The sequence below is a fragment of the Streptomyces justiciae genome (genome assembly GCF_015163075.1).
GTDB lineage: Bacteria > Actinomycetota > Actinomycetes > Streptomycetales > Streptomycetaceae > Streptomyces > Streptomyces justiciae.
Genome location: NZ_JADDXU010000002.1, coordinates 678,172 through 700,934 on the forward strand (window position 1 = coordinate 678,172; position 22,763 = coordinate 700,934).

The window sequence follows — 22,763 nt, forward strand, 5'->3', positions numbered from 1 at the left end:
ACTTTGGAGGACAGATACCCCCGGGGGTAATTTCCACGAGTCCCGCGAAGGAGAAGTCCCGTGTTCTTTGTCGACACCCTGGAGACCGAAGGGCTGGGCAACCGCAGCTATCTGGCGGGCGGCGCCCGGACCGCGGTGGCCGTGGACCCGCCCCGCGACATCGACCGCGTCCTCGCCCGGGCGGCACAGCGCGGGGTGCGGATCGTGGCCGTCGCCGAGACCCATGTGCACAACGACTACGTCACCGGCGGCCTGGAGCTGGCCCGCCTGACCGGCGCCCGCTACCTGGTGCCGGCCGGCGCCGAGGTGGCGTACACCCGCGTCCCGGTCGCCCACGGGGACCTGGAACCGGTGGACGAGGACCTGACGCTGCGGGCGGTGGCCACGCCCGGACACACCCCGCACCACACCTCGTACGTCCTCCAGGAGGCGGGGCACGCGGTGGCCGCGTTCACCGGCGGTTCGCTGCTGATCGGCAGTGTGGGCCGGCCCGACCTGGTCGAACCCCGGCTGACCGAGCGGCTGGCCCGGGCCCAGCACGCCTCCGTGCACCGGCTCGCCGCAGAACTGGCCGACGAGGTCCCCGTCCTGCCCACGCACGGCTTCGGCAGCTTCTGCTCCTCCTCCGCCGCGGGCGGCGAGGACGGCACGATCGGCGGCGAGAAGGCCTCCAACCCGGGGCTCCTCCAGGACGTGGACACCTTCGTCAAGGAGCTGCTGGCCGGGCTCGACGACATACCCGCCTACTACGCCCACATGGGCCCGGCCAACACCGGCGGCCCCGCTCCCGTGGACCTGACGCCGCCGCGCCGCGCCGACGCCGAGGAGATCGCCCGGCGGCTCGCGGCCGGCGAGTGGGTCGTGGACCTGCGCGGCCGGGTCGCCTTCGCCGCCGGGCATGTCGCCGGGGCGTTCAACTTCGAGGTCGACGGGCAGCTGGCCACGTATCTCGCCTGGATGATCCCGTGGGGCAAGCCGGTGACGCTGCTCGCGGAGAGCGCCGAGGACCTGGCCCGCGCCCAGCGGGAACTGACCCGGGTGGGCATCGACCGCCCGGCCGCCGCGTCCGTCGGCACCCCCGCCGACTGGATCGCCGACGGGACCGCACCCGCCTCCTTCCGCCGGGCCACGTTCGCCGACCTGGCCGCCGCCCGTGAGCGCGGCGAGGACGTGGTGGTCGTCGACGTGCGCCGGGACGGCGAACGCGCGGGCGGCTGGATCGAGGGCAGCGTCCACCTCCCTGTCCACCAGCTCCACCACCGTCTGGACGAGGTGCCCGCGGGCACGGTGTGGGTGCACTGCGCGGGCGGCATGCGCGCCGCCATCGCCGCGTCCGTGCTCGACGCGGCCGGCCGCGAGGTGGTGGCCGTGGACGACGGCTACGCGGCGGCGGGCGAGGCCGGCCTCACGCTCTGTACCAACGGCTGACGCGCGGGATCGGGAAACACGCATGATGTACGACTCCCACGGCACCCCACGTGTCACCGCCACCGAGGCGCAGCGTCTGCTCCGCGACGCCGGGGCCGTCCTGGTCGACGTCCGCGAGCCGGACGAGTTCAGGGCCGGTCACGCGCCCGGCGCCCACCATGTCCCCCTCTCCCGGATCGCGACCGCGGACCTCCCAGGCACCGGCCCGCTGGTGCTGATCTGTCGCTCGGGCAACCGTTCCCGGCAGGCCGCGGCCCTGCTCGCCGCACGCGGTGTAGCGGCGGTCGACGTGATCGGCGGTATGCGGGACTGGGCCGCACAGGGCCTCCCCGTCGAGGGCGCCCACGGGGCCGTCATATGACGGCCCTCGTCCTGGCCCTGATAGCAGGCGGCCTGGTCGGTCTCGCGCTGGGCGCACTGGGCGCGGGCGGGAGCATCCTGACCGTCCCGGCACTGATCTACCTGCTCGGTTTCAGCCCCGCGGCCGCGGCCACGGGCAGCCTGGTCATCGTGATCGTCACGTCGGTCACCGCCCTGGTGGCCCATGCGCGGGCGGGGGCGGTGCGCTGGCGGGCCGGGCTGCTGTTCGCGGCGGCCGGTCTGCTGCCCGCCGTCGCGGCCGGCGTCCTCGCCGCGCGGCTGCCCGAGGCCCTGCTGACGCTGATGTTCGCGGCGCTGGCCGCCCTGGCCGCCGTACGCATGCTGCGTCGTCGTACGCCCCACGGGACCGGAACGGTGTCGACCGGCCGGGCGGCGGCGGCCGGGGCCGGACTCGGGGCGGTGACCGGGTTCCTCGGGGTCGGCGGCGGCTTTCTCGCCGTACCCGCGCTGGTGACAGTGCTGGCGGTGCCGATGAGCGCGGCGGTCGGGACGAGTCTGCTGGTCATCGTCGCCAACGCGCTGGTGGCGCTGATGGCCCGGGCGCAGTCGGCGGTCCAGCTGGACTGGGCGCTGATCATGCCGTTCCTGGCGACCGCCGTCCTGGGGGCGTGGGACGGCAGGCGGCTGGCCGCGAAGGTGTCCCCCGCGGCGCTTCAACGGGCCTTCGGAGCCGTCCTGCTGACGATCGCGTTGGCCATGGCCGTCACAGCGGCCTGGTGAACTCAGGCCAGTGAGAGAAAGAGCTTCTCCAGCCGGGACCGCATCTGCGCGGAGTTGCGCACCTCGGGGTCCTCGCTGGTCATGCACTGCTCCAGGCCGGTCGCGATGATCGAGAACCCGGCCCGGTCCAGGGCCCGGGAGACCGCCGCGAGCTGGGTGATGACGTCCTCGCAGTCCCGCCCCTCCTCGATCATGCGGATGACTCCGGCCAGCTGGCCCTGAGCGCGGCGCAGCCGGTTGAGCGCCGACTTCAGCTCCTCGGCGGACATGTCGAGTTGCACGTTTTCTCCTCCTCTATACCCCCACGGGTATCCTACCCGTGTGGGGCAACACCTCATCGAAGGGTTCTGTTCCATGACCACCCCCGTCACCGTGGCCCCCGCCCGGCTCGCCGAGTTCACCGTCGTCGACGTGCGCACGCCCGGCGAGTTCGCCGGCGGCCATGTCCCCGGCGCGTACAACATCCCGCTGGACCGGCTCGACGAGGCCGCGAGCGCGCTCCGGGCGGCCGCGGCGCGCGGCCCGCTGCTGATCGTGTGCGCCTCCGGGGCCCGCTCCGCCCAGGGCTGCGACCGGCTCCGGGCCCTCGGCATCGAGGCGCTCTCCCTGGACGGCGGCACCGGCGCCTGGGTCACGGCCGGCCACCCGGTCGAGCGCCCGGCGGGGGCCCGGACGCCGTGGCCGATGGACCGGCAGGTGCGGCTCACCGCCGGTTCGCTGGTCGTGGCGGGCTTCGCCGCCGGGTTCGCCTGGCCGCCCGCGCACTGGCTGTCCGGGCTGGTCGGCGCCGGGCTGGTCTTCTCCGCCGTCACCAACACCTGCGGCATGGCGATGCTCCTGGCCAGGCTTCCGCACAACCGGCCGGGCGCGGACGCGGTGCCCTTCGAGGAGACGCTGCTGCGCCTGGCCGGGTGAGCCGCCGGGGGCGGGGGTGATTCCGGCCCCCGCCTCTCGCCGTCTGGGTGCGGGCGGGGCCGTGGTCGCGTACCTATGAAGGACACGTCCTCATGAGGGCACCGCGTCCCCATGAAGCGCGTCGCCGCGACCCGACGGAGAGCCATGACCGACGCAGACCCCAAGGCCCCCGCCCCGGCCGATCCCCCGGACCGTGCCCCCGCCCCCGCCGCTCCCCAGGCCCGTGCCGCCACCCTGCTGCGGCGCCCCAAGCTCTGGATCGTCCCGACCGTACTGAGCGGACTGCTCGCCCTGCTCCTGTCCCTCCTCTACATGGGCGGCATCGTCAACCCGCAGGGCGACCTCAAGGACCTGCCGATCGCCCTGGTCAACGGCGACACCGGCAAGCCGCTGCCCGGCCAGCGGCAGAACCTCGGCACGCAGATCACCCGGTCGATCCTCGCGGACACGTCGAACGACAAGGCCGAGTGGCGGCAGCTGAGCCGGGCCGAAGCCAAGGACGAACTGGACTCCGGCAAGGTGTACGGCGCGCTCGTCATCCCCTCCGACTTCACGGACTCGGTCGCCGCGCTCACCACCACCGGCGCCGCCGAACGGCCGACGATCACCGTGCTCACCAACCCCGGCAAGGGCAGCCTCGGTTCGTCCCTCGCCAGCCAGATCAGCACCCAGGCGGCGCACCAGGCCTCGCAGACCATCGGCAAGGAGCTGGTCCGATCCGCCCCGCAGGCCACCGCCACGGACAAGCTGCTGCTCGACGACCCCGTGACCGTCGCCACCCAGGTGGGCCATCCCCTCGGCGACCACAGCGGCCTCGGGCTGACCGCGTTCTACTACACGCTGCTCCTGGTGCTGGCCGGCTTCATGGGCGCCAACGTCATCAGCAACGGCGTCGACACCTCGCTCGGCTACGCCGACAACGAGATCGGCCCCTGGCACACCCGGCTCCCCACGGTGCCGATCAGCCGCACCCAGACGCTGCTCCTGAAGATGGCGATGACCGCGGGCATCACCCTGATCACCGTGTCCCTGGTGATGCTGGCCTGCGTCACCCTCCTCGGCATGGACGCGACCCATCTGCCGCTGCTGTGGATCTACTCGTACTGCGCCTCGCTGGCCGTCGGCATCGGCGTGCAGGCCATCAACGCCGCGTTCGGCGGCATCGGCCAACTGGTCTCCATGTTCGTGTTCATCGTCCTGGGCCTGCCGTCCTCGGGCGCCACCGTCCCGCTCCAGGCGGTCCCCGGCTTCTACCGCTTCCTGTCCCACTTCGAGCCCATGCGCCAGCTCAGCGACGGCGTCCGCGCGATCCTCTACTTCGACGCGCGCGGGGACGCCGGTCTGAGCCGCTCCTGGCTGATGATCGCGATCGGCACGGCCGTGGGCCTGCTGTTCGGCTTCGCGATGACCCTCTACTACGACCGCAGGGGCCACCGACGCCTGACGCCGCAGCCCGCGTGAGGCTCAGTCCTCGACCAGCCGGGCGAGATTGGCCAGCGCCATCCTGGTGCCCTCCTCGTTCTGGTCGGCGGGCACGGCGTCGGGAATCCCCTCGTGCAGGACAACGACTTCCGTTCCGCCGTCCACCTCGGTGAGCGTGGTCGTCATCGTCATCGTGCCGCGCAGGGCGGGGTCCCCCGTCTCGAACTCGAACTCCTCGACGACCAGTTCGTCCGGCACCAGCTTCAGGAACCGGCCGTGGTAGGTGTCGGTGTGCGAGCCGGACTTGCCGGTACCGGTGGGCAGGTCGTAGGTCAGCGAGATCCGGAAGGCACCGCCCTCGCGCGCCTCGAAGGCGTGCACCTGGCTGGTCATGCCGTGCGGCACCCGCCACTTCGCGAGTGCGTCGGCGTCCACGAGCATCCGGTAGACCGCCGCGCGGGGTGCCTTCATCCGCCACGAGACCCTCGTCGAGTACATGGGCCCACCCTGCTCCGGGCTGCAACCTTGTCGCAACCTCCCGTGTGGTGCGCTGGGTCGTATGGATGAGGAGATCCCGCGCGTCGAGCTCACCCCCGCGGCCGCCGACCTGCTGCGCAGGCTGCGCGAGGCGCACGGCCCGCTGATGTTCCATCAGTCCGGCGGCTGCTGCGACGGCAGCGCCCCGATGTGCTACCCGGAGGGCGAGTTCCGCACCGGCGCCTCGGACGTGCTGCTCGCGGAGCTGGACGTCGAGGGCGTCGCGGAGCCGGTGACGTTCTGGATGTCCCGCAGCCAGTACGCGGCCTGGAGCCACACCCGGCTCATCGTGGACGTCGTCGAGGGCCGCGGAAGCGGTTTCTCCCTGGAGGCGCCCGAGGGCGTACGGTTCCTGATCCGTTCACACCTGGTCGCCCCCTAGTCACCCCCCGGACGGCCCTCGCCGTCTGGTGCGCTCCCCTTGGGTCCTGGGACAGTTGACGGGACCTCAGGGGGGACTGTGACGCATCGTCGAACAAGGTTCCGGGCGGGCAGACGGGCACTGACGTTTCTCGTGGCATTCGGCGCGCTGGCCGGTGCGGCCCTGACGGGGGCGGCACCGGCCGGTGCCGTGCAGGCCGCGGCCGTGCGGCTCGCGTCGGGTGTCACGTACCGGCAGTACGACGTACAGGCGGCCAAGGGCCCGACGCGCATCCATGTGATCAGGGCCGACCTGCGCGATCCGAAGGTCCGCCTCGACCTGCTGTATCCGGGGGCGGTGGCCGCGCGGGCGCCGGTGTCCCAACTCGCCGACGCCCGGGGCGCGGTGGCGGGGGTCAACGGCGACTTCTTCAACATCACCGAGACCCAGCATCCCGGCGTGGAGGCGACCGGGGCGAGCGTGGGACCGGCGATCGCGAGCGGGCAAGCCCTGAAGGCGGCGGTGCCGGACGGGCAGCGGTTCGGGCCCGCGCTGCCGCCCGGCACCTCGACGCGGGACGTGCTCGGCATGGGCGTCGACCGGCGGGTCCGGCTCGACGGCCTGACCCTGACCGGCACCGTGCGCGGCTGGGGCGGGAAGCTGCCGCTGGGCGGGTTCAACCAGTACGCGCTGCCAGTGGGTTCGATCGGCGCCTACACCAGCGCCTGGGGCAGCATCTCCCGGCTGCGCGCCACCTGCGGCACGGACACCGACCGGGCCGCCCCGTGCAGCACGGACACCCACGAGGTGACGATCCGCCACGGCCGGGTCACGGCGACGGCCGACACCCCGGGCAGCGGCCCCATCGACGCAGGAACCACCGTCCTCGTCGGCCGGGAGGAGGGCGCACAGCAGCTGCGCAAGCTGTCCGTGGGCGAACCGGTACGGGTACGGCACCGCCTGGTGCCGGCCACGAGCCGGGTCCCGTACCGCTTCGCCGTCGGCGGCTACCCGGTCCTGAGGGGCGGGCTGCCGCTGCCCGGCCTGGACGCCACGACCTCGGCCGTACGGACCGCCGTGGGCGTCTCGGACGGCGGCCGACGCCTGCTGCTGCTCGCGGTGGACGGGGCGCCGGAGTACCGCACCGGACTGACGATCGCCGAAGTGGCGGACACCCTGCGGGACTTGGGTGCCGTGGACGGCTTCAGCCTGGACGGCGGCGGCTCGTCGACACTGGTCGCCCGCGACCCCGGCGCGACCGCCGTGACGGTACGCAACCACCCCACGGGCGGCGCCGAACGTCCCGTCCCGAACGGCATCGGGGTCTTCTCGACGAACTGAGCCTCAGGGTCTGAGAGTGCCGACGATGTCCGCGGTGGCCGTCAGGCCGCTGCTGATGGTGGGCGCGATGCTCGTACCGGCCAGGAAGAACCCGAGCAGCGCGCACACCAGGGCGTGGGAGACCTTCAGCCCGCCGTTGCGCAGGAAGATCACCGCCAGGATCAGGAGCAGCAGCACCACTGAGATGGAAATCGCCATCGCCAACCTCCTCCGCCACGCCGTCCCGTCCGGTTCACGGCGTTCGGCCGCAAGTGTGGCGTAGCGGAGGGTTCGTCCGGGCAGCTGACCTGTCCTCCGAACGTGTGGTTTCCCGGCCTAGCGACGGGCGTCGAGGAAGGCCTCCAGGCCAGCCAGGTCGTCGGTGTTGAGGTAGTCGACGTCGGCGGCGAGGAGTTCACCCCACAGGGCGTCGCGGGCGGGTCCGGCCACGTCGGGAGTGGCCCAGAAGCGGACCTGCTGGCCGCGCGCGTGGGCGGTGTCGACGATGCCGTGCAGCTTCTGCCGCTCGGCGTCCGGGAAGGCGCCGACGCCCTGCCAGGTGAAGTTGAGCGTCCAGTTGTCGCTGATCAGCGAGATGAAGGAGGCGGGCGCCGAGGAGCCGAGGTCGGTGAGGCGGCCGTCGTAGAAGGCGCGCCGGACGGTCTGCGCCTCCATGGGCGTGCGGGCCGCGCGGTCACCGGAGATGACGGCGGTGACCGGCCCGGGGAACACCCTGCCGTGGGCGTAGGTCGTGAACAGGTGCTTGTACCGCTGGAGATGGCGGTCCAGCTCCAGGTACGTGGACGAGCCCTCGGTCTTGATGTCGATGAGCAGTTGCAGCGGCCTGCGCCAACCCCGGTACACCGAGCCGTGGTTGGCCTTGACGATCCGGGCCAGCGGGTCGAGGTAGAGGGACTCCAGGGTGCGGGTCGGGTCGAGGTCGTCCACGGTGTGGCCGATGAGCAGCTGGTCGCCGACGAGGAAGATGTCGGCCTCGACGCTGCCGAAGCGGTGGTCGAGGGCGTCGAGGAGCGGCCGCGGGTGCTCGTAGTCGTTGTGGGCGTGGGCGCGCCACAACGGCCGCGGCCGGTGCTTCTGTTCGCCCGCGAAAGCCTGCGTGGCGGGCAGGGCGACCGCGCCCGCGAGGGCGGCGCCGATGGTGGTGAGGGCTCTGCGACGGGTGGTGAGGGCCATGCTCTGCCTCCCTTTGGGGCGGTACGAGACATGGGCGAGTATGCGGTCGCGGAGCCGTCAATAGGCATGCTCGTGACAGGAGTTGGCCGGACTGCCGCTGTGTGTTCACCGTGCCCGCGCGGGGCGCACGAAAAAGCCCGCCCCAGGTGGGGCGGGCTTTGTCCGGTGAACGTCAGGGGGCTTGCAGGTCCACGAGTTCGGCCAGGGCCTCGCGGTGGACACCCGCGGTTCCGTACGCGATCGAGTCGGACTTGGCCCGCTTGAGGTACAGGTGGATCGGGTGCTCCCACGTCATGCCGATACCGGCGTGCAGCTGGAGCGCCTCCTCGGCGGCGTGCACCGCGACGGGCGCCGCGTAGGCCTGCGCGACGGCGACCGCCACATCGACGTCCGTCCCGGTGCTGAGCGCGTCGGCGGCGTTGCGCGCGGCGGCCCGGAGGTTGACGACCTCCAGCCACACCTGCGCCAGCCGGTGCTTGAGCGCCTGGAACCCGCCGACGGCACGGTTGAACTGCTTGCGCTCCTTGAGGTAGCGCACGGTCTCCGTCAGCACCCAGTCCGCGACCCCGAGTTGCTCGGAGGCGAGCAGCCCGGCACCGGCCCGCAGCGCGCGGCGTACGGCGGGTTCGGCGTCGCCGAGGAGCCTGCCGGGCGTCCCGTCCAGGGTCACGGTCGCGAGCGGCCGGGTCAGGTCGAAGGACACCTGCGGGGTGACGGTCGCGTCGGCGGCGTCCACCGCGTACAGCCCACCGTCGTCCGCGGGCACGAGCAGCACATCGGCGACCGCGGCATCCGCGACACCGGTCACCTCCCCGTGCAGGGACCCGCCTTCATGCCGTACGACCTGGTAGGCGCCGCCCGCGGCGACGTTCAGGGCGACGGCGAGGGCGCCGATCCTCCGCCCCGCGGCCAGCTCGGCGAGCAACGTCTCGTCCCCGACCTCCAGCAGGGCCTCGGTGGCGACGACCGCGCTGGTGAGATACGGGACGGGAGCCACCGCGCGCCCCAACTCCTCCAGCACCACGGCGACTTCGCGATGCGTGGCGCCCTGGCCGCCCTGCGCCTCCGGCACCAGCAGGCCGGCGAGGCCCATGCCGTCGGTGAGCGCCTTCCAGGCGGCGAGGTCGTGCGGGGCGTCCGACTCGGTGCGGGCGATGACGCCGGGGGCGTCGCAGTGGTCGGCGAGCAGGTCCCGTACGGCGGACCGGAGCGCCTCTTCCTCCTCGGAGTACAGCAGGTCGCTCATCGGGCCAGGTCCTTCCATGCGACGTCCTTGTCGGTGCGCGGCTCGGACGGCAGGCCCAGGACGCGCTCGGCGACGATGTTCAGCAGGACCTCGCTGGTCCCGCCCTCGATGCTGTTGCCCTTGGAGCGGAGGTAGCGGTAGCCGGCGTCGCGGCCGACGAAGTCCACCAGCTCGGGCCGGCGCATGGTCCAGTCGTCGTACAACAGGCCCTCCTCGCCGTGGAGTTCGACCTCCAGGCCACTGATCTCCTGGTTGAGGCGGGCGAAGGCGAGCTTCATGCCGGCGCCCTCGGGTCCTGGCTGGCCCAGCGCGAGCTGCTGGCGCAGGCGTTCGCCGGTGAGGCGGGCGACCTCGGCCTCGACCCAGAGCTTGAGGAGGCGCTGGTGGAGGTCGTGGGTGCGCAGTTCTGGGCGTTCGCGCCAGGTCTTCGAGACCGGGCCGATCATGCCGCCCTCGCGGGGCAGCCGCATGCCGCCGATGGCGACGCGCTCGTTGTTGAGCGTGGTCTGCGCGACCTTCCAGCCGTCGCCGATCTCCCCGAGGCGACGCGAGTCGGGGATGCGGACGTCGGTGAGGAAGACCTCGTTGAACTCGGCCTCGCCGGTGATCTGGCGCAGCGGCCGGACGTCCACGCCCGGGTCGGTCATGTCGCACAGGAAGTACGTGATACCCGCGTGCTTGGGCACGTCCGGGTCGGTGCGGGCGATGAGGATGGCCCAGCGGGCGTTGTGTGCGCTGGACGTCCACACCTTCTGCCCGTTGACCACCCAGTCGCCGTCGCCCTCGCGGACGGCCCGGGTGCCGAGCCCGGCCAGGTCGGAGCCGGCGCCGGGCTCGCTGAACAGCTGGCACCAGACTTCCTCGCCGGTCCACAGGGGCCGCAGATAGCGCTGCTTCTGCTCGTCCGTGCCGTACTTGAGGATGGTCGGCGCGGCCATGCCGAGGCCGATGCCGTTGCGCCGGGGGTCGTTGTCGGGGGCGCCCGCGGCCTCCAACTCGGCGTCCACGACGGCCTGGAGGGACCGTGCGGTGCCGAGTCCGCCGAGGCCCTCGGGGTAGTGCACCCAGGCGAGCCCCGCGTCGAAGCGGGCCCGCAGGAAGTCCAGGCGGTCGGTCGTGGCGGGCGGATGGGCGGCCAGCAACTCCGCTGTGCGGCGCTTGAGTTCGGCTGCGTCGATCATGCGGCGGCTCCCTTGCCGAGGGCCGGGACGACGGCGACCCGGCCGGTGGTCACCCCGTCGCCGACGCGCTGCACCGCGGCGGCGGCCTCCGCCAGCGGCACGCGCTCGCTGACCAGGGGCTTGATGGCGCCCCGGGCGGCGAGTTCGGTGAGCTGCTCGTGGCAGTGCTGGACCAGCTTGGGGTTCTTGGTGTTGTACAGGCCCCAGTGCAGGCCGAGGATCGAGTAGTTCTTCACCAGGGCGTGGTTGAGGCCCGGGCTGGGGATGGTCCCGCTCGCGAAGCCGACGACCACGATCCGGCCCTCGAAGGCGACGACCTTGGTGGACTGGGTGTAGGCGTCGCCTCCGACCGGGTCGTAGATCACGTCGGCGCCCCGCCCGCCGGTGGCCTCCTTGACCGCGGCGACGACATCCTCGGCACGCCGGTCGATGACGACGTCGCAGCCCAGCTCCCGGGCCACGGCGGCCTTGTCGGCCCCGCCGACGACACCGATCACGTGGGCGCCGGCGGCCTTGCCGAGCTGCACGGCCGCGCTGCCGACACCACCGGCGGCGGCGTGGACGAGCAGCGTCTCCCCCGCCTCCAGGTGGGCCCGCCGGTGCAGTCCGAACCACCCCGTCTGGTAGCCGATGTGCAGCGCGGCGGCCTCGGCGTCGTCCAGCGACTCGGGCGCGGGCAGCAGAGCGGCGGCGTCCGCGACGGCGTACTCGGCGAAACCGCCGTACGGCAGCGCGGGGTTGGCGAGCACCCGGCGTCCGTCCTCGGTCTCGCCGCAGATCTCCACGCCCGGCGTGAACGGCAGCGGGGGCCGGACCTGGTAGTGGCCGCGGCACATCAGCACGTCCGGGAAGTTGATGTTCGCGGCACGCACCTTCAGCAGGACCTGGCCGTCGCCGGGCGTGGGCGTCTCGACGTCCGCGAGCCGCATCACCTCACCCGGCTCACCGTTCTCGTGCACTTGCCATGCCTGCATGCGATGCCTCCACGCGACTACGTCGTACGACCTGGGGTAGTCGCATACTAAGCGGTCGCTTGCCGATCAGGGAACAGTAGTGTGCGTCACGACCGCTTCGGCTTGGCGCGTACGTGCATCCGCTCCCCCTGCGGCCCGAACAGACTGAGGAACTCCGCCGGCCCCTCCCCCGTCGACCCGAACCAGTGCGGCACCCGTGTGTCGAACTCGGCGGCCTCCCCCGCGCTCATCACCACATCGTGGTCACCGAGGACGACCCGCAGCCGCCCCGCCAGCACGTACAACCACTCGTAGCCCTCATGGGTACGCAGCTCGGGCTCCTCGTTCCGCTGCGGCACCAGCACCTTGTACGCCTGGAGGCCGCCCGGCTGCCGGGTCAGCGGCCAGTAAGTGCGCCCGTGCCGCACCAGCGGCGTGGCCCGCACCCGCGGGTCCCCCACCGGCGGCGTCCCGACCAGCTCGTCCAGCGGCACCTGGTGCGCCTGCGCGATCGGCAGCAGCAGCTCCAGGCTGGGCTTGCGCAGCCCCGACTCCAGCCGGGACAGGGTGCTGACGGAGATGCCGGTCACCTCGGACAGCGCGGAGAGGGTCACCTCGCGCTCCTTCCGGATCCGGCGCAGCCGGGGACCCACGTCGGCGAGAACGCCCTCTACTTCTTCGGTACTCATGTCCGTATTGCAGAATCGGCAAAGACATTTGTCAATCCCGCACCGGCGGAGCGACCGTGGCGGCATGACTGACACCCACGCATACGAAGTGATCGTGATCGGTGGCGGCGCGGCCGGCCTCTCCGCGGCGCTGGTCCTGGGCCGGGCGAGGCGCCGTACGCTGGTCGTCGACGCGGGCGAGCCCCGCAACGCGCCCTCCGCCCACATGCAGGGCTATCTGACCCGGGACGGCATGTCCCCGGCCGAGTTCCTGGCGACCGGCCGCGAGGAGATCGCCCGGTACGGGGTCGACCTGGTCCGGGACCGGGTGGTCGAGGTGGCCGAGGGCTTCACCGTGACCCTGGAGAGCGGTCGCACGCTCCGGGCCCGCCGCCTGGTCGTCGCCACCGGCCTCAAGGACGAGCTCCCGGCCGTCCCCGGCGTGGCCGAGCGCTTCGGCAAGGACGTCCTGCACTGCCCGTACTGCCACGGCTGGGAGGTCCGCGACCAGGCCTTCGGCGTCCTCGCGACGACGCCGCTGAGCGTGCACCAGGCGCTGATGGTGTCCCAGTGGTCGAAGGACGTGACCTTCTTCCTGCACACGGTCGCGGAGTCGGACCTGTCGGACGACGACCTGCGCAGGCTCGCCGCGGCGGGCGTGAAGGTGGTGCCGGGCGAGGTCGAGGCGCTACGGATCGAGGTCGACCGCCTGACGGGCGTACGCCTGACCGACGGCTCGGTACACGCACGCGAGGCCCTGTTCGTCGCACCGCGCGCGGTTCCGCAGAACGGGCTGCTGACCCAGCTCGGCGCCGAGATGAACGAGACCCCGTTCGGCGCGTACCCGGTGGTCGACGCGACGGGCCAGACGACGGTCCCGGGCGTGTGGGCGGTGGGCAACGCGATGGGCTTCGCCGAACAGGTGATCAACGCGGCGGCGGGCGGCTACAGGGCAGGAGCCACCATCAACGGGGATCTGCTCTTCACCGACCTCGATGCAACCCCCTAGGGGCGCGGGGAACTGCGCGACCAGCCACAACGAGCCCGCAGCCGAAAGACAACTGTTCCTCGGCATGTAAGTCTGGACGCATGCTTCTTGCCCGGCTGGCCCAGGTGTCCCAGGAGGTCGCCGCGACGTCGGCACGGTCGAAGAAGACCGCGCTGCTCGCGGAGCTGTTCCGGGAGGCGGAGCCCGACGACGTACCGATCGTCATCCCGTACCTCGCCGGACGGCTGCCGCAGGGCCGGCTCGGGGTCGGCTGGAAGGTGCTGAGCCGCCACGTCACCCCGGCCACCGAGCCGTCCCTCACCGTCCACGACGTGGACACGCTGCTGAGCACGCTGAGCAACGTCTCCGGCACCGGCTCCCAGGCCGAACGAACAAGACTCGTCGGCGAGTTGATGGGCGCGGCCACCGAGCCGGAACAGCGCTTCCTGCTCGGCCTGCTCAGCGGCGAGGTGCGGCAGGGCGCCCTGGACGCCGTCGCCACCGAGGGCCTCGCCCAGGCGACGCAGACCCCACCCGCGGACGTCCGCCGCGCGGTCATGCTCGCCGGCTCCCTCCAGACGGTCGCCGAGGCGCTGCTCGCGGACGGCCCCGAGGCCCTCGACCGCTTCCGTCTCACCGTCGGCCGTCCGGTCCTGCCGATGCTGGCGCACAGCGCCACGTCCGTGGCCGAGGCGGTCGAGAAGCTCGGCGCGTGCGCGGTCGAGGAGAAGCTCGACGGCATCCGCGTCCAGGTGCACCGGGACGGCGAGACCGTCCGCGTCTACACCCGCACCCTCGACGACATCACCGACCGCCTCCCCGAACTGACCGCCGCGGCACAGGACTTGAGGGGCGGCCGTTTCATCCTCGACGGCGAGGTCATCTCCTTCGACGCGGCCGGGCGGCCCCGCTCGTTCCAGGAGACGGCGGGCCGCGTCGGCTCCCGCGTGGACGTGGCCACGGCGGCCGAACAGGTCCCCGTCTCCCCCGTGTTCTTCGACGCCCTGTCCGTCGACGGCCACGACCTCCTGGACCTGCCCTTCGCGGAACGGCACGCGGAGCTGGCCCGGCTCGTCCCCGAGCCGATGCGGGTGCGCCGGACGCTGGTGTCCGGGCCGGACGACGTCGGCGCGGCGGAGTCCTTCCTCGCCGAGACGCTGGAGCGCGGCCACGAGGGCGTGGTGGTGAAGTCCCTCGACGCCCCCTACAGCGCGGGCCGCCGCGGCGCGTCCTGGCTGAAGGTCAAGCCCGTCCACACCCTCGACCTGGTCGTCCTGGCCGCCGAGTGGGGCCACGGCCGCCGCACCGGCAAGCTCTCCAACCTGCACCTGGGAGCGCGGCAGGAGGACGGCTCGTACGCGATGCTCGGCAAGACCTTCAAGGGCATGACCGACGCGATGCTGACCTGGCAGACGGAACGGCTCCAGGAGCTGGCCACCAAAACTGACGGCTATGTGGTGACCGTACGCCCGGAGCTGGTCGTGGAGATCGCGTACGACGGTCTTCAGCGGTCCACCCGCTACCCGGCCGGTGTCACCCTCCGCTTCGCCCGCGTGGTCCGCTACCGGGAGGACAAGCGCCCGGAGGAGGCGGACACCGTGGAGACCCTGCTGGCCGCGCATCCGGAGGTGAAGCCGTGAGGACGAGCGCCGGTCTGCTGCTGTTCCGGCGCACCGGTGCCGGCGTCGAGGTGCTCCTGGGCCACATGGGCGGTCCGTTCTTCGCGCGCCGGGACGCCGGGGCGTGGACCGTCCCTAAGGGCGAGTACGTGGCCGACGAGGAGCCGGCCTGGGAGGCCGCCCGGCGTGAGTTCCAGGAGGAGCTCGGGCTGGCGCCGCCGGACGGGGACGCCGTACCCCTCGGCGAGGTCAGGCAGTCGAACGGCAAGCTCGTCACTGTCTGGGCGATCGAGGCCGACCTCGACCCCGCGACCGTCGTACCGGGCACGTTCCGTATGGAGTGGCCGCCGAGATCGGGGCAGGAGCAGGAGTTCCCGGAGCTGGACCGGGTGGCCTGGTTTCCCCTCGACCGCGCTCGCGAGGTGATCGTGAAGGCACAGGCCACGTTTCTCGACCGGCTGGCGGAGCACTCGCCCTGACACGTTGCGGCGGGGCCCGCCGCGCGGGAAGGTCGAAACACAGCTCCGTTCCCCCAGGAGGTCGGTCATGCCCATCGCGACGGTGAACCCGGCGAACGGCGAGACGCTCAAGACGTACGAGGCCATGGGCGCCGAGGAGATCGAGCGCCGGCTCCAGCTCGCGGAGGCCACCTTCCGCACCTACCGGACGACGCCGTTCGCCGAACGCGCCAAGCTGCTGCACCGGGCGGCCGAACTGCTCGACGGCCTCCAGCAGGACATCGGCCGGGTCATGACCACCGAGATGGGCAAGCCCATCAAGCAGGCCCGCGCCGAGGCCGCCAAGTGCGCCAAGGCGATGCGCTGGTACGCCGAGAACGCCGAGTCGCTGCTGGCCGACGAGGAGCCCGCCGACGCCGATGTGAAGGACTCCGGCGCCTCCCGGGCCCTCGTGCGCTACCGGCCGCTGGGCCCGGTGCTCGCGGTGATGCCGTGGAACTTCCCGCTCTGGCAGGTCATCCGGTTCGCCGCGCCCGCGCTGATGGCGGGCAACGTCGGCCTGCTCAAGCATGCCTCGAACGTCCCCCAGACCGCCCTGTTCCTGGAGGACCTGTTCCACCAGGCGGGCTATACGGAGGGCACCTTCCAGACCCTCCTCATCGGCTCCGGCGCGGTCGAGGAGATCCTGCGCGACGAGCGCGTCAAGGCCGCCACCCTCACCGGCAGTGAGCCCGCGGGCCGCTCGGTCGCCTCGACCTGCGGTGACATGGTGAAGAAGACGGTCCTCGAACTCGGCGGCAGCGACCCGTACGTGGTCATGCCGTCCGCGGACATCGACCGCGCGGCCGAGATCGCCGTGACGGCACGGGTGCAGAACAACGGACAGTCGTGCATCGCCGCCAAGCGCTTCATCGTGCACGCCGACGTGTACGACGCCTTCGCCGAGAAGTTCGTGCGGGGCATGCAGACACTGAAGGTCGGCGACCCGATGGACGAGGCCACGGACGTCGGCCCGCTCTCCAGCGAGCAGGGGCGCGCGGACCTGGAGGAACTCGTCGACGACGCCACGCGCAGCGGTGCGCGGGTGCTGTGCGGCGGCGAACGACCCGAGGGCGACGGCTGGTACTACCGGCCGACCGTCCTCACCGACATCACGCGCGAGATGCGCATCCACCGCGAGGAGGCCTTCGGTCCGGTGGCCACGCTGTACCGCGTGCACGACCTCGACGAGGCGGTGCTGCTCGCCAACGACTCGCCGTTCGGCCTGAGTTCGAACGTGTGGACGCGGGACGAGGCCGAGGTCGACCGTTTCGTACGGGATCTCGAAGCCGGTGCCGTGTATGTCAACGGGATGACCGCGTCGCATCCGGCGTTCCCGTTCGGCGGCGTGAAGCGGTCCGGGTACGGGCGTGAGCTGTCCGGGCACGGAATCCGCGAGTTCTGCAACATCACGACGGTTTGGCACGGAGCGTGACGCTTGCGCGGCTAACATCCCCGGTGTGAACCGTGAAGTGACTCTGCCGCTGATCGTCGACGACCGGGGCACCTTGCAGGTGGCTGCGGCCGATGTGAGCAAGTTGTTGCGCACGGTCGGGGGGCGGTGGCTGCATCTTGTCGAGGCGGGTGAGGACGGCCTCGACGAGGACACGGTGGCGGCGTTGACCATCGAGTTGGCGAAGCTTGCCGATCGCATTGATGTGGCCTGCATTGCGCACAGTAGCGGTGGTGCGTCGTAGGGGTTGATCTTTGTCGCCGGGTGCCGGTCCGTTGTGGCTGGTCGCGCAGTTCCCCGCGCCCCTGAGGCTTCTCCACTCGTCCCGCGTTCGGAGTAACCCCGCGCGAAGTCGCCGCCCCTCCGGGTGATCGTGGACTGGACCACCCTCTGAGGCGAAAGCAGGCACGGATCATGGCGACTTTGTGCAGACCCTCGGTGTCCGTTCCAGAGCACGTGATCACGATGGAGGAGACGCTGGAGCTGGCGCGCTCCCGTCACGCGGACCATCCCCAACTGCCGCTGGCGCTCCGGTTGATCGAGAACACCGGGGTCCGCACACGGCACATCGTGCAGCCGATCGAGGAGACCCTCAAGCATCCCGGCTTCGAGGAGCGCAACAAGGTCTATGTGGCCGAGGCGAAGGCCAGGGTGCCGGCGGTGGTGCAGCGAGCACTGGACGACGCCGAGGTCCTGGCCTCCGACATCGATGTCATCATCTATGTCTCCTGCACGGGCTTCATGATGCCGTCGCTGACCGCCTGGCTGATCAACGAGATGGACTTCGACAGCACCACCCGGCAGATCCCCATAGCCCAGCTGGGCTGCGCGGCCGGCGGTGCGGCGATCAACCGGGCGCACGACTTCTGCACGGCCTACCCGGAGGCCAACGCGCTCATCGTGGCCTGCGAGTTCTGCTCGCTGTGCTACCAGCCCACCGACCTCGGCATCGGGAACCTGCTCTCCAACGGCCTGTTCGGCGACGGCATCGCGGCCGCCGTGGTGCGCGGCAAGGGCGGCGAGGGCATCGCGCTGGAGCGCAACGGCTCGTATCTGATCCCCAAGACCGAGGACTGGATCATGTACGACGTCCGGGCCACCGGCTTCCACTTCCAGCTGGACAAACGGGTGCCGGCCACCATGGAGCCGCTGGCGCCGGCGCTCCAGGAGCTCGCCGGGCTGCACGGCTGGGACGCCGCCGACCTGGACTTCTACATCGTCCACGCGGGCGGTCCGCGAATACTCGACGACCTCAGCAAGTTCCTCCAGGTCGACCCGCACGCCTTCCGGTTCAGCCGGGCCACGCTCACCGAGTACGGGAACATCGCCAGCGCTGTCGTACTGGACGCGCTGCGGCGACTGTTCGACGCGGGCGGGGCGCACCACCGGGCGCGCGGGCTGCTCGCCGGGTTCGGGCCCGGCATCACCGCGGAAATGACCCTGGGCCGCTGGCAGCGCACCGACGAGACGGACTGACATGACCGAAGAGACGATCACCGAGATCCTGCCGCCGATCCGGCACTGGCCGGCCCTCGACCTGAGCGGGACCGACTTCGACCCGGTGCTCACCGAGCTGATGCGGGAGGGCCCGGTCACCCGGATCCAGCTGCCCAACGGCGAGGGCTGGGCCTGGCTGGTCACCCGGTACGACGACGTACGGATGGTGACCAACGACCCCCGGTTCAGCCGGGAGGCCGTCATGGACCAGCCGGTCACCCGGCTCGCCCCGCACTTCATCCCCGAGCGGGGCGCCGTCGGCTTCCTGGACCCGCCGGACCACACCCGGCTGCGCCGCACGGTGGCCGCCGCGCTGACGTCGAAGGGCGTGGAGCGGGTACGGGAGAAGTCGCGCCGGATGCTGGACGAGCTGGTCGACGAGCTGGTGCAGGACGGGCCGCCCGCCGATCTCACCGCCACCGTGCTGACCCCGTTCCCCATCGCCGTGATCTGCGAGCTGATGGGCGTCCCGGCGGCCGACCGGCACGTCATGCACACCTGGACCCAGCTGATCCTGTCCTCCGCGCACGGCAAGCAGGTCAGCGAGAAGGCCAAGAAGGAGATGGGCGCCTACTTCGGCGATCTCATCGGGCTGCGGGAGGGCAGCACGGGCGAGGACGTCGTCTCGCTGCTCGGCGCCGCGGTGGGCCGGGACGAGGTGACGCTGGACGAGGCCGTGGGGCTCGCGGTGCTGCTCCAGATCGGCGGCGAGGCGGTGACGAACAACAGCGGGCAGATGTTCTATCTGCTGCTGACCCGCCCGGACCTGGCGGACCGGCTGCGTACGGACCCGTCGATCCGCCCCCGGGCCATCGACGAGCTGCTGCGCTACATCCCGCACCGCAACGCGGTCGGCCTGTCGCGGATCGCGCTGGAGGACGTGGGCATCCGGGGCGTGCGCATCCGGGCCGGTGACCCGATCTACGTGTCGTACCTGGCCGCCAACCGCGATCCGGACGTCTTCCCGTTCCCGGAGACGATCGACTTCACCCGCAGCCCGAACCCGCACGTGTCCTTCGGTTTCGGCCCGCACTACTGCCCGGGCGGCATGCTGGCCCGGCTGGAGTCCGAACTGCTGGTGGACGCGCTGCTGGACCGGCTCCCGGGGCTGAAGCTGGCGGTCCCCGCGGACCAAGTCCCCTTCAAGAAGGGTGCGTTGATCCGCGGTCCCGAGGCGCTTCCGGTGACGTGGTGACGGCTCCCGAAGGGCTGCTGGTCCCCCCGGGGCATGGCCGGGTCGTGCAAACCCCTGCCCAGCACGTGACGTTCAAGGTGACCGGGTCGCACTCGCGCGCGGCCTCCACCTTCGAGGTCGTCGTGCCGCCCGGCTTCGACGTGGGCGCCCATGTGCACACCCGCAGCGAGGAGTTGTTCTACGTCCTCGAAGGCGAGCTGGACGTGCTCGCCTTCGAGCCGAGGGTGCGCACACCCGACAACTGGCAGCACTGGGAGTCCAGTTCGGGCAGCCGGGTGGTACGGGCGACACCGGGCACGGTGATCGTCGTACCCCCGGGCTGTCCGCATGCGTTCGCGAACCCGACGGACACCCCGGCCAAGATGTTCTTCCAGGCGTCCCCGCCACCGGATCACGAGCGGTACTTCGAGGAACTGCTCGAGATCCTGGGCGGCGGGGGCCCGCCGGATCACGCGGCGATCGAGGAACTGCGCCGGCGGTACGACATCGAGCAGCTGACGCCGCTCAGGCACCGCTAGCGGATCGGCATCCCCGAGAGCGTCCGGGCGATCACCAGTCGCTGGATCTCGCTCGTGCCCTCGAAGATCGTGTAGATCGCCGCGTCACGGTGCATGCGCTCGACCGGGTACTCGCGGGTGTAGCCGTTGCCGCCGAGTATCTGGACCGCCTGGGCGGTGACCTTCTTGGCCGTCTCGCTGGCGAACAGCTTCGACATCGAGCCCTCGGCCGCGGTGAACGGCTTGCCGTTGATCGCCATCCAGGAGGCGCGCCAGACCAGGAGCCGGGCGGCGTCGATGGACGTACGCATGTCGGCGAGCTGGAAGGCGACGCCCTGGTTGTCGATGATCGGGCGGCCGAACTGCTCGCGGGTCTTGGCGTAGTCGAGGGCGACCTCGTACGCGGCCCGGGCGGTGCCGACGGCCATGGCGCCCACCGCGGGGCGGCTCGCCTCGAACGTGGCCATCGCCGCGTTCTTCACGCGCTCGCCGCCCTGCTTGGCCCGCTCGCGGGCCCGGGCGAGGCGCTCGTCGAGCTTCTCCTTGCCGCCGAGGAGGCAGGAGCCGGGCACCCGCACGTTCTCCAGGACGACCTCGGCGGTGTGCGAGGCGCGGATGCCGTGCTTCTTGAACTTCTGGCCCTGGGACAGGCCAGGCGTGTTCGGCGGGATGATGAAGGACGCGTGGCCCTTGGAGCCGAGCTCCGCGTCGACCACGGCCACGACCACGTGGACGTTGGCGATGCCGCCGTTGGTCGCCCAGGTCTTCGTGCCGTTCAGCACCCACTCGTCCTTGGCCTCGTCGTACACCGCGCGGGTGCGCATCGAGGCCACGTCCGAACCGGCGTCCGGCTCGGAGGAGCAGAACGCCGCGACCTTGACGTCGTTGGCGTCGCCGTACATCTGCGGGATCCAGGTACCGATCTGCTCCTCGGTGCCGTTGGCGAGGACGCCCACGGCGGCGAGACCGGTGCCGACGATCGAGAGCGCGATGCCCGCGTCGCCCCAGAAGAGCTCCTCCATGGCCATCGGGATACCGAGACCGGTGGAGTCGAAGTACTGCTGGGCGTAGAAGTCGAGCGAGTAGATTCCGACCTTGGCGGCCTCCTGGATGACCGGCCAGGGAGTCTCCTCACGCTCGTCCCATTCGGCGGCCGCGGGGCGGATGACGTCGGCGGCGAAGCCGTGCAGCCAGTCCCGGACCTCCTTCTGTTCGTCGTTGAGCTCCATGGTGAACTCGGCCATGTCCCCTCCAGCGGCGGCGGTGCGACTTGCGTGTTACTAGCGGTAACACGAGTGTGTTACCGGTGGGTAGGAAAAGTCAACTCCTGATGACCGCTCGGCAGCCCGTTCGATGCATGGGGCATGGTGAGTGTTAGTTTGCGCAGGCGTCACCGAATCAGCACGGGTGGGGAGAGCTCATGGACACCACGCAGCGGACCGATCAGCAGCGGTCCGCCGACCGCCGTCGGCGCGAGCTGCTGGAGGCCGCGGACCGGGTGGTCCTGCGTGACGGACCGCAGGCCTCCATGAACGCGATCGCCGCGGAAGCGGGCATCACCAAGCCGATCCTCTACCGTCACTTCGGTGACAAGGGGGGACTCTACGCGGCGTTGGCCAAGCGGCATACAGACGCGCTGCTGGATTCTCTGCGGGCCGCGCTGGACGCTCCCGCGGATCGGCGCGAGCGGGTGGAGGCCACGCTCGACACCTACCTCGCCGCGATCGAGGCGCGGCCTCAGGTGTACCGGTTCCTGATGCATCCCGCGGAGGGGTCTCAGGTCGGGGACCAGGGGTTCGACGTCGGGAAGCACTCGGCTCCGCTACTGCGGCGGATGGGCGAGGAGTTGGCGCAGGTCATCGAGGATCGGCTGGATCTCGGGCCCGGGAGTCAGCAGTTGGCTCGGGTGTGGGGGCATGGGATCGTCGGGATGATGCACGCGGCCGGGGACTGGTGGCTGGGGGAACGGCCTTGTTCTCGGGCTGAGTTGGTGCGGAGTTTGGCTGACCTGTTGTGGGGGCGGCTTGCGGCTGCGGGGGACAAGGTGGGGGGTCCGGGGTTCTGAGGGTTGTGCGTCGTCTGCGGGTGAGTGGGGGCTTGTCGCGCAGTTCCCCGCGCCCCTAACGGCATGCACTTCCCCGGCGCCATGAAGCTCGGTTCACTTGACGCATCAGCTTGCTGTGGCGCCAACCCTTCAGGCGGTCCGCATACACCTTGCCCTCCAAGTGGTCGCACTCGTGCTGCAAGCACCTTGCGAACCAACCCGTGCCATGCACCGTCACCGGCTCGCCCGTCATCGTGAAACCCTCCACCACCGCGTGGTCGTAGCGTTCCGTACCCGCCTCCAGGCCCGGCAGGGACAGGCAGCCTTCCGGGCCCCGGATCACCACGCCGTCGGCCTCCACCAGGCGCGGGTTCACCATGTGGCCGAGGTGTCGTACGTCCTCGTCGTCCGGGCAGTCGTACACGAACACCCGCAGCGACTCGCCCACCTGGTTCGCGGCGAGGCCTACTCCCTGGGCCGCGTACATCGTCGCGAACAAGTCCTCCACGAGCGTCGCCAGTTCCGGGCCGAAGTCCGTGACGTCCTCGCACGGGGCGTGCAGGACGGGGTCACCGAGCAGGGTGAGGGGCCGGACGCGGCCGCGGGTGCCCGGAATGGAGCCGTTTCGCATGGCCGCAAGGGTACGG

At 71.4% G+C, this 22,763-nt stretch carries 26 protein-coding genes; 16 read left to right on the forward strand and 10 right to left on the reverse strand.

Annotated elements, in window-relative coordinates; all coding sequences use genetic code 11:
• Positions 1 to 60 precede the first annotated feature (60 nt).
• From IQ210_RS07080 to IQ210_RS07090, 3 genes are read left to right on the forward strand one after another with little or no spacing between them, the layout of a single operon-like run.
• Positions 61 to 1,428 carry an MBL fold metallo-hydrolase gene (locus IQ210_RS07080; protein ID WP_194077973.1) on the forward strand — a complete coding sequence of 456 codons (1,368 nt, stop codon included), beginning with the start codon at positions 61 to 63 and terminating at the stop codon, positions 1,426 to 1,428.
• 22 nt (positions 1,429 to 1,450) lie between these two features.
• Positions 1,451 to 1,789 (forward strand): rhodanese-like domain-containing protein, encoded by a 339-nt coding sequence (locus IQ210_RS07085; protein WP_228047072.1) that lies wholly within the window; start codon positions 1,451 to 1,453, stop codon positions 1,787 to 1,789.
• Positions 1,786 to 2,529, forward strand: coding sequence for a sulfite exporter TauE/SafE family protein (locus IQ210_RS07090; RefSeq protein ID WP_194077974.1), 744 nt, complete (start codon positions 1,786 to 1,788; stop codon positions 2,527 to 2,529). The genes IQ210_RS07085 and IQ210_RS07090 overlap by 4 nt, the downstream gene beginning before the upstream one ends.
• A 2-nt stretch (positions 2,530 to 2,531) precedes the next feature.
• Here the strand turns inward: IQ210_RS07090 and IQ210_RS07095 are convergent, their stop codons facing one another.
• Complete coding sequence (locus IQ210_RS07095) at positions 2,532 to 2,810, reverse strand: metal-sensitive transcriptional regulator (RefSeq protein WP_194077975.1); 279 nt, start codon at positions 2,808 to 2,810, stop codon at positions 2,532 to 2,534.
• A 73-nt stretch (positions 2,811 to 2,883) separates the two neighbouring features.
• Here IQ210_RS07095 and IQ210_RS07100 point away from each other — a divergent pair, with 73 nt between their 5' ends.
• Both IQ210_RS07100 and IQ210_RS07105 read left to right on the forward strand, forming a co-directional pair.
• Positions 2,884 to 3,444 carry a rhodanese-like domain-containing protein gene (locus IQ210_RS07100; RefSeq protein ID WP_194077976.1) on the forward strand — a complete coding sequence of 187 codons (561 nt, stop codon included), beginning with the start codon at positions 2,884 to 2,886 and terminating at the stop codon, positions 3,442 to 3,444.
• A 144-nt stretch (positions 3,445 to 3,588) separates the two neighbouring features.
• Positions 3,589 to 4,905, forward strand: coding sequence for a YhgE/Pip domain-containing protein (locus IQ210_RS07105; protein WP_194077977.1), 1,317 nt, complete (start codon positions 3,589 to 3,591; stop codon positions 4,903 to 4,905).
• Positions 4,906 to 4,908: 3 nt separating this feature from the next.
• Here the strand turns inward: IQ210_RS07105 and IQ210_RS07110 are convergent, their stop codons facing one another.
• Positions 4,909 to 5,364, reverse strand: coding sequence for an SRPBCC domain-containing protein (locus tag IQ210_RS07110; RefSeq protein WP_194077978.1), 456 nt, complete (start codon positions 5,362 to 5,364; stop codon positions 4,909 to 4,911).
• 61 nt (positions 5,365 to 5,425) lie between these two features.
• On the opposite strand from IQ210_RS07110, the gene IQ210_RS07115 reads away from it, so the two are divergent.
• Together IQ210_RS07115 and IQ210_RS07120 are read left to right on the forward strand one after the other, a co-directional pair.
• Positions 5,426 to 5,785 (forward strand): DUF779 domain-containing protein, encoded by a 360-nt coding sequence (locus IQ210_RS07115; protein ID WP_194077979.1) that lies wholly within the window; start codon positions 5,426 to 5,428, stop codon positions 5,783 to 5,785.
• Between the two features lie 132 nt (positions 5,786 to 5,917).
• Positions 5,918 to 7,105: a phosphodiester glycosidase family protein gene (locus IQ210_RS07120; protein ID WP_256781250.1), complete on the forward strand. Its 1,188-nt coding sequence runs from the start codon at positions 5,918 to 5,920 to the stop codon at positions 7,103 to 7,105.
• A 3-nt stretch (positions 7,106 to 7,108) separates the two neighbouring features.
• On the opposite strand, the gene IQ210_RS07125 is transcribed toward IQ210_RS07120, so the two are convergent.
• The 6 genes from IQ210_RS07125 to IQ210_RS07150 form a co-directional block, all read right to left on the reverse strand.
• Positions 7,109 to 7,303, reverse strand: coding sequence for a hypothetical protein (locus IQ210_RS07125; RefSeq protein ID WP_194077981.1), 195 nt, complete (start codon positions 7,301 to 7,303; stop codon positions 7,109 to 7,111).
• A 117-nt stretch (positions 7,304 to 7,420) separates the two neighbouring features.
• Positions 7,421 to 8,278: a phosphatidylinositol-specific phospholipase C/glycerophosphodiester phosphodiesterase family protein gene (locus IQ210_RS07130; protein ID WP_194077982.1), complete on the reverse strand. Its 858-nt coding sequence runs from the start codon at positions 8,276 to 8,278 to the stop codon at positions 7,421 to 7,423.
• A gap of 172 nt (positions 8,279 to 8,450) precedes the next feature.
• Positions 8,451 to 9,524: an acyl-CoA dehydrogenase family protein gene (locus IQ210_RS07135; RefSeq protein WP_194077983.1), complete on the reverse strand. Its 1,074-nt coding sequence runs from the start codon at positions 9,522 to 9,524 to the stop codon at positions 8,451 to 8,453.
• Positions 9,521 to 10,705: an acyl-CoA dehydrogenase family protein gene (locus tag IQ210_RS07140; protein ID WP_194077984.1), complete on the reverse strand. Its 1,185-nt coding sequence runs from the start codon at positions 10,703 to 10,705 to the stop codon at positions 9,521 to 9,523. Before IQ210_RS07140 ends, IQ210_RS07135 begins: the two co-directional genes overlap by 4 nt.
• Positions 10,702 to 11,679, reverse strand: a complete 978-nt coding sequence (locus IQ210_RS07145) for an NADPH:quinone oxidoreductase family protein (protein ID WP_194077985.1) — start codon at positions 11,677 to 11,679, stop codon at positions 10,702 to 10,704. The genes IQ210_RS07140 and IQ210_RS07145 overlap by 4 nt, the downstream gene beginning before the upstream one ends.
• An 86-nt stretch (positions 11,680 to 11,765) precedes the next feature.
• Positions 11,766 to 12,347, reverse strand: coding sequence for a helix-turn-helix domain-containing protein (locus IQ210_RS07150; RefSeq protein ID WP_194077986.1), 582 nt, complete (start codon positions 12,345 to 12,347; stop codon positions 11,766 to 11,768).
• 64 nt (positions 12,348 to 12,411) lie between these two features.
• Here IQ210_RS07150 and IQ210_RS07155 point away from each other — a divergent pair, with 64 nt between their 5' ends.
• From IQ210_RS07155 to IQ210_RS07190, 8 genes are all read left to right on the forward strand, one after another.
• Complete coding sequence (locus tag IQ210_RS07155; protein ID WP_194077987.1) at positions 12,412 to 13,335, forward strand: NAD(P)/FAD-dependent oxidoreductase; 924 nt, start codon at positions 12,412 to 12,414, stop codon at positions 13,333 to 13,335.
• An 80-nt stretch (positions 13,336 to 13,415) separates the two neighbouring features.
• Positions 13,416 to 14,954, forward strand: coding sequence for an ATP-dependent DNA ligase (locus IQ210_RS07160; RefSeq protein ID WP_194077988.1), 1,539 nt, complete (start codon positions 13,416 to 13,418; stop codon positions 14,952 to 14,954).
• Entirely contained in the window at positions 14,951 to 15,412 is a 462-nt protein-coding gene (locus tag IQ210_RS07165; protein WP_194077989.1) for an NUDIX domain-containing protein, read from the forward strand. The genes IQ210_RS07160 and IQ210_RS07165 overlap by 4 nt, the downstream gene beginning before the upstream one ends.
• A 67-nt stretch (positions 15,413 to 15,479) precedes the next feature.
• Positions 15,480 to 16,865 carry an NADP-dependent succinic semialdehyde dehydrogenase gene (locus IQ210_RS07170; protein WP_194077990.1) on the forward strand — a complete coding sequence of 462 codons (1,386 nt, stop codon included), beginning with the start codon at positions 15,480 to 15,482 and terminating at the stop codon, positions 16,863 to 16,865.
• A gap of 25 nt (positions 16,866 to 16,890) precedes the next feature.
• Complete coding sequence (locus IQ210_RS07175) at positions 16,891 to 17,127, forward strand: DUF6213 family protein (protein ID WP_079309507.1); 237 nt, start codon at positions 16,891 to 16,893, stop codon at positions 17,125 to 17,127.
• Positions 17,128 to 17,273: 146 nt separating this feature from the next.
• A complete protein-coding gene (locus tag IQ210_RS07180) occupies positions 17,274 to 18,359 on the forward strand; it encodes a type III polyketide synthase (RefSeq protein ID WP_228047331.1) in 1,086 nt (361 codons plus the stop codon).
• A gap of 1 nt (position 18,360) precedes the next feature.
• Positions 18,361 to 19,575, forward strand: coding sequence for a cytochrome P450 (locus IQ210_RS07185; RefSeq protein WP_194077992.1), 1,215 nt, complete (start codon positions 18,361 to 18,363; stop codon positions 19,573 to 19,575).
• Positions 19,572 to 20,093 carry a cupin domain-containing protein gene (locus IQ210_RS07190; RefSeq protein WP_126270499.1) on the forward strand — a complete coding sequence of 174 codons (522 nt, stop codon included), beginning with the start codon at positions 19,572 to 19,574 and terminating at the stop codon, positions 20,091 to 20,093. Before IQ210_RS07185 ends, IQ210_RS07190 begins: the two co-directional genes overlap by 4 nt.
• Here IQ210_RS07190 and IQ210_RS07195 read toward each other — a convergent pair.
• On the reverse strand, positions 20,090 to 21,316 hold the full coding sequence (locus IQ210_RS07195; RefSeq protein WP_194077993.1) for an acyl-CoA dehydrogenase family protein: 1,227 nt from the start codon (positions 21,314 to 21,316) through the stop codon (positions 20,090 to 20,092). The genes IQ210_RS07190 and IQ210_RS07195 overlap by 4 nt on opposite strands.
• Before the next feature lie 176 nt (positions 21,317 to 21,492).
• Here IQ210_RS07195 and IQ210_RS07200 point away from each other — a divergent pair, with 176 nt between their 5' ends.
• Positions 21,493 to 22,137: a TetR family transcriptional regulator gene (locus IQ210_RS07200; RefSeq protein WP_109500438.1), complete on the forward strand. Its 645-nt coding sequence runs from the start codon at positions 21,493 to 21,495 to the stop codon at positions 22,135 to 22,137.
• A 55-nt stretch (positions 22,138 to 22,192) separates the two neighbouring features.
• On the opposite strand, the gene def is transcribed toward IQ210_RS07200, so the two are convergent.
• Complete coding sequence (gene def, locus IQ210_RS07205) at positions 22,193 to 22,747, reverse strand: peptide deformylase (RefSeq protein ID WP_194077994.1); 555 nt, start codon at positions 22,745 to 22,747, stop codon at positions 22,193 to 22,195.
• Positions 22,748 to 22,763: the final 16 nt, after the last annotated feature.

Excerpts from the sequence above, each read along its gene's own strand:
- IQ210_RS07085 (WP_228047072.1), top strand. The coding sequence starts at position 1,451 with ATGATGTACGACTCCCACGGCACCCCACGTGTCACCGCCACCGAGGCG.
- IQ210_RS07090 (WP_194077974.1), top strand. The coding sequence starts at position 1,786 with ATGACGGCCCTCGTCCTGGCCCTGATAGCAGGCGGCCTGGTCGGTCTC.
- IQ210_RS07100 (WP_194077976.1), top strand. The coding sequence starts at position 2,884 with ATGACCACCCCCGTCACCGTGGCCCCCGCCCGGCTCGCCGAGTTCACC.
- IQ210_RS07105 (WP_194077977.1), top strand. The coding sequence starts at position 3,589 with ATGACCGACGCAGACCCCAAGGCCCCCGCCCCGGCCGATCCCCCGGAC.
- IQ210_RS07110 (WP_194077978.1), bottom strand. The coding sequence starts at position 5,364 with ATGTACTCGACGAGGGTCTCGTGGCGGATGAAGGCACCCCGCGCGGCG.
- IQ210_RS07115 (WP_194077979.1), top strand. The coding sequence starts at position 5,426 with ATGGATGAGGAGATCCCGCGCGTCGAGCTCACCCCCGCGGCCGCCGAC.
- IQ210_RS07125 (WP_194077981.1), bottom strand. The coding sequence starts at position 7,303 with ATGGCGATTTCCATCTCAGTGGTGCTGCTGCTCCTGATCCTGGCGGTG.
- IQ210_RS07130 (WP_194077982.1), bottom strand. The coding sequence starts at position 8,278 with ATGGCCCTCACCACCCGTCGCAGAGCCCTCACCACCATCGGCGCCGCC.
- IQ210_RS07135 (WP_194077983.1), bottom strand. The coding sequence starts at position 9,524 with ATGAGCGACCTGCTGTACTCCGAGGAGGAAGAGGCGCTCCGGTCCGCC.
- IQ210_RS07140 (WP_194077984.1), bottom strand. The coding sequence starts at position 10,705 with ATGATCGACGCAGCCGAACTCAAGCGCCGCACAGCGGAGTTGCTGGCC.
- IQ210_RS07145 (WP_194077985.1), bottom strand. The coding sequence starts at position 11,679 with ATGCAGGCATGGCAAGTGCACGAGAACGGTGAGCCGGGTGAGGTGATG.
- IQ210_RS07150 (WP_194077986.1), bottom strand. The coding sequence starts at position 12,347 with ATGAGTACCGAAGAAGTAGAGGGCGTTCTCGCCGACGTGGGTCCCCGG.
- IQ210_RS07155 (WP_194077987.1), top strand. The coding sequence starts at position 12,412 with ATGACTGACACCCACGCATACGAAGTGATCGTGATCGGTGGCGGCGCG.
- IQ210_RS07160 (WP_194077988.1), top strand. The coding sequence starts at position 13,416 with ATGCTTCTTGCCCGGCTGGCCCAGGTGTCCCAGGAGGTCGCCGCGACG.
- IQ210_RS07170 (WP_194077990.1), top strand. The coding sequence starts at position 15,480 with ATGCCCATCGCGACGGTGAACCCGGCGAACGGCGAGACGCTCAAGACG.
- IQ210_RS07185 (WP_194077992.1), top strand. The coding sequence starts at position 18,361 with ATGACCGAAGAGACGATCACCGAGATCCTGCCGCCGATCCGGCACTGG.
- IQ210_RS07195 (WP_194077993.1), bottom strand. The coding sequence starts at position 21,316 with ATGGCCGAGTTCACCATGGAGCTCAACGACGAACAGAAGGAGGTCCGG.
- IQ210_RS07200 (WP_109500438.1), top strand. The coding sequence starts at position 21,493 with ATGGACACCACGCAGCGGACCGATCAGCAGCGGTCCGCCGACCGCCGT.
- def (WP_194077994.1), bottom strand. The coding sequence starts at position 22,747 with ATGCGAAACGGCTCCATTCCGGGCACCCGCGGCCGCGTCCGGCCCCTC.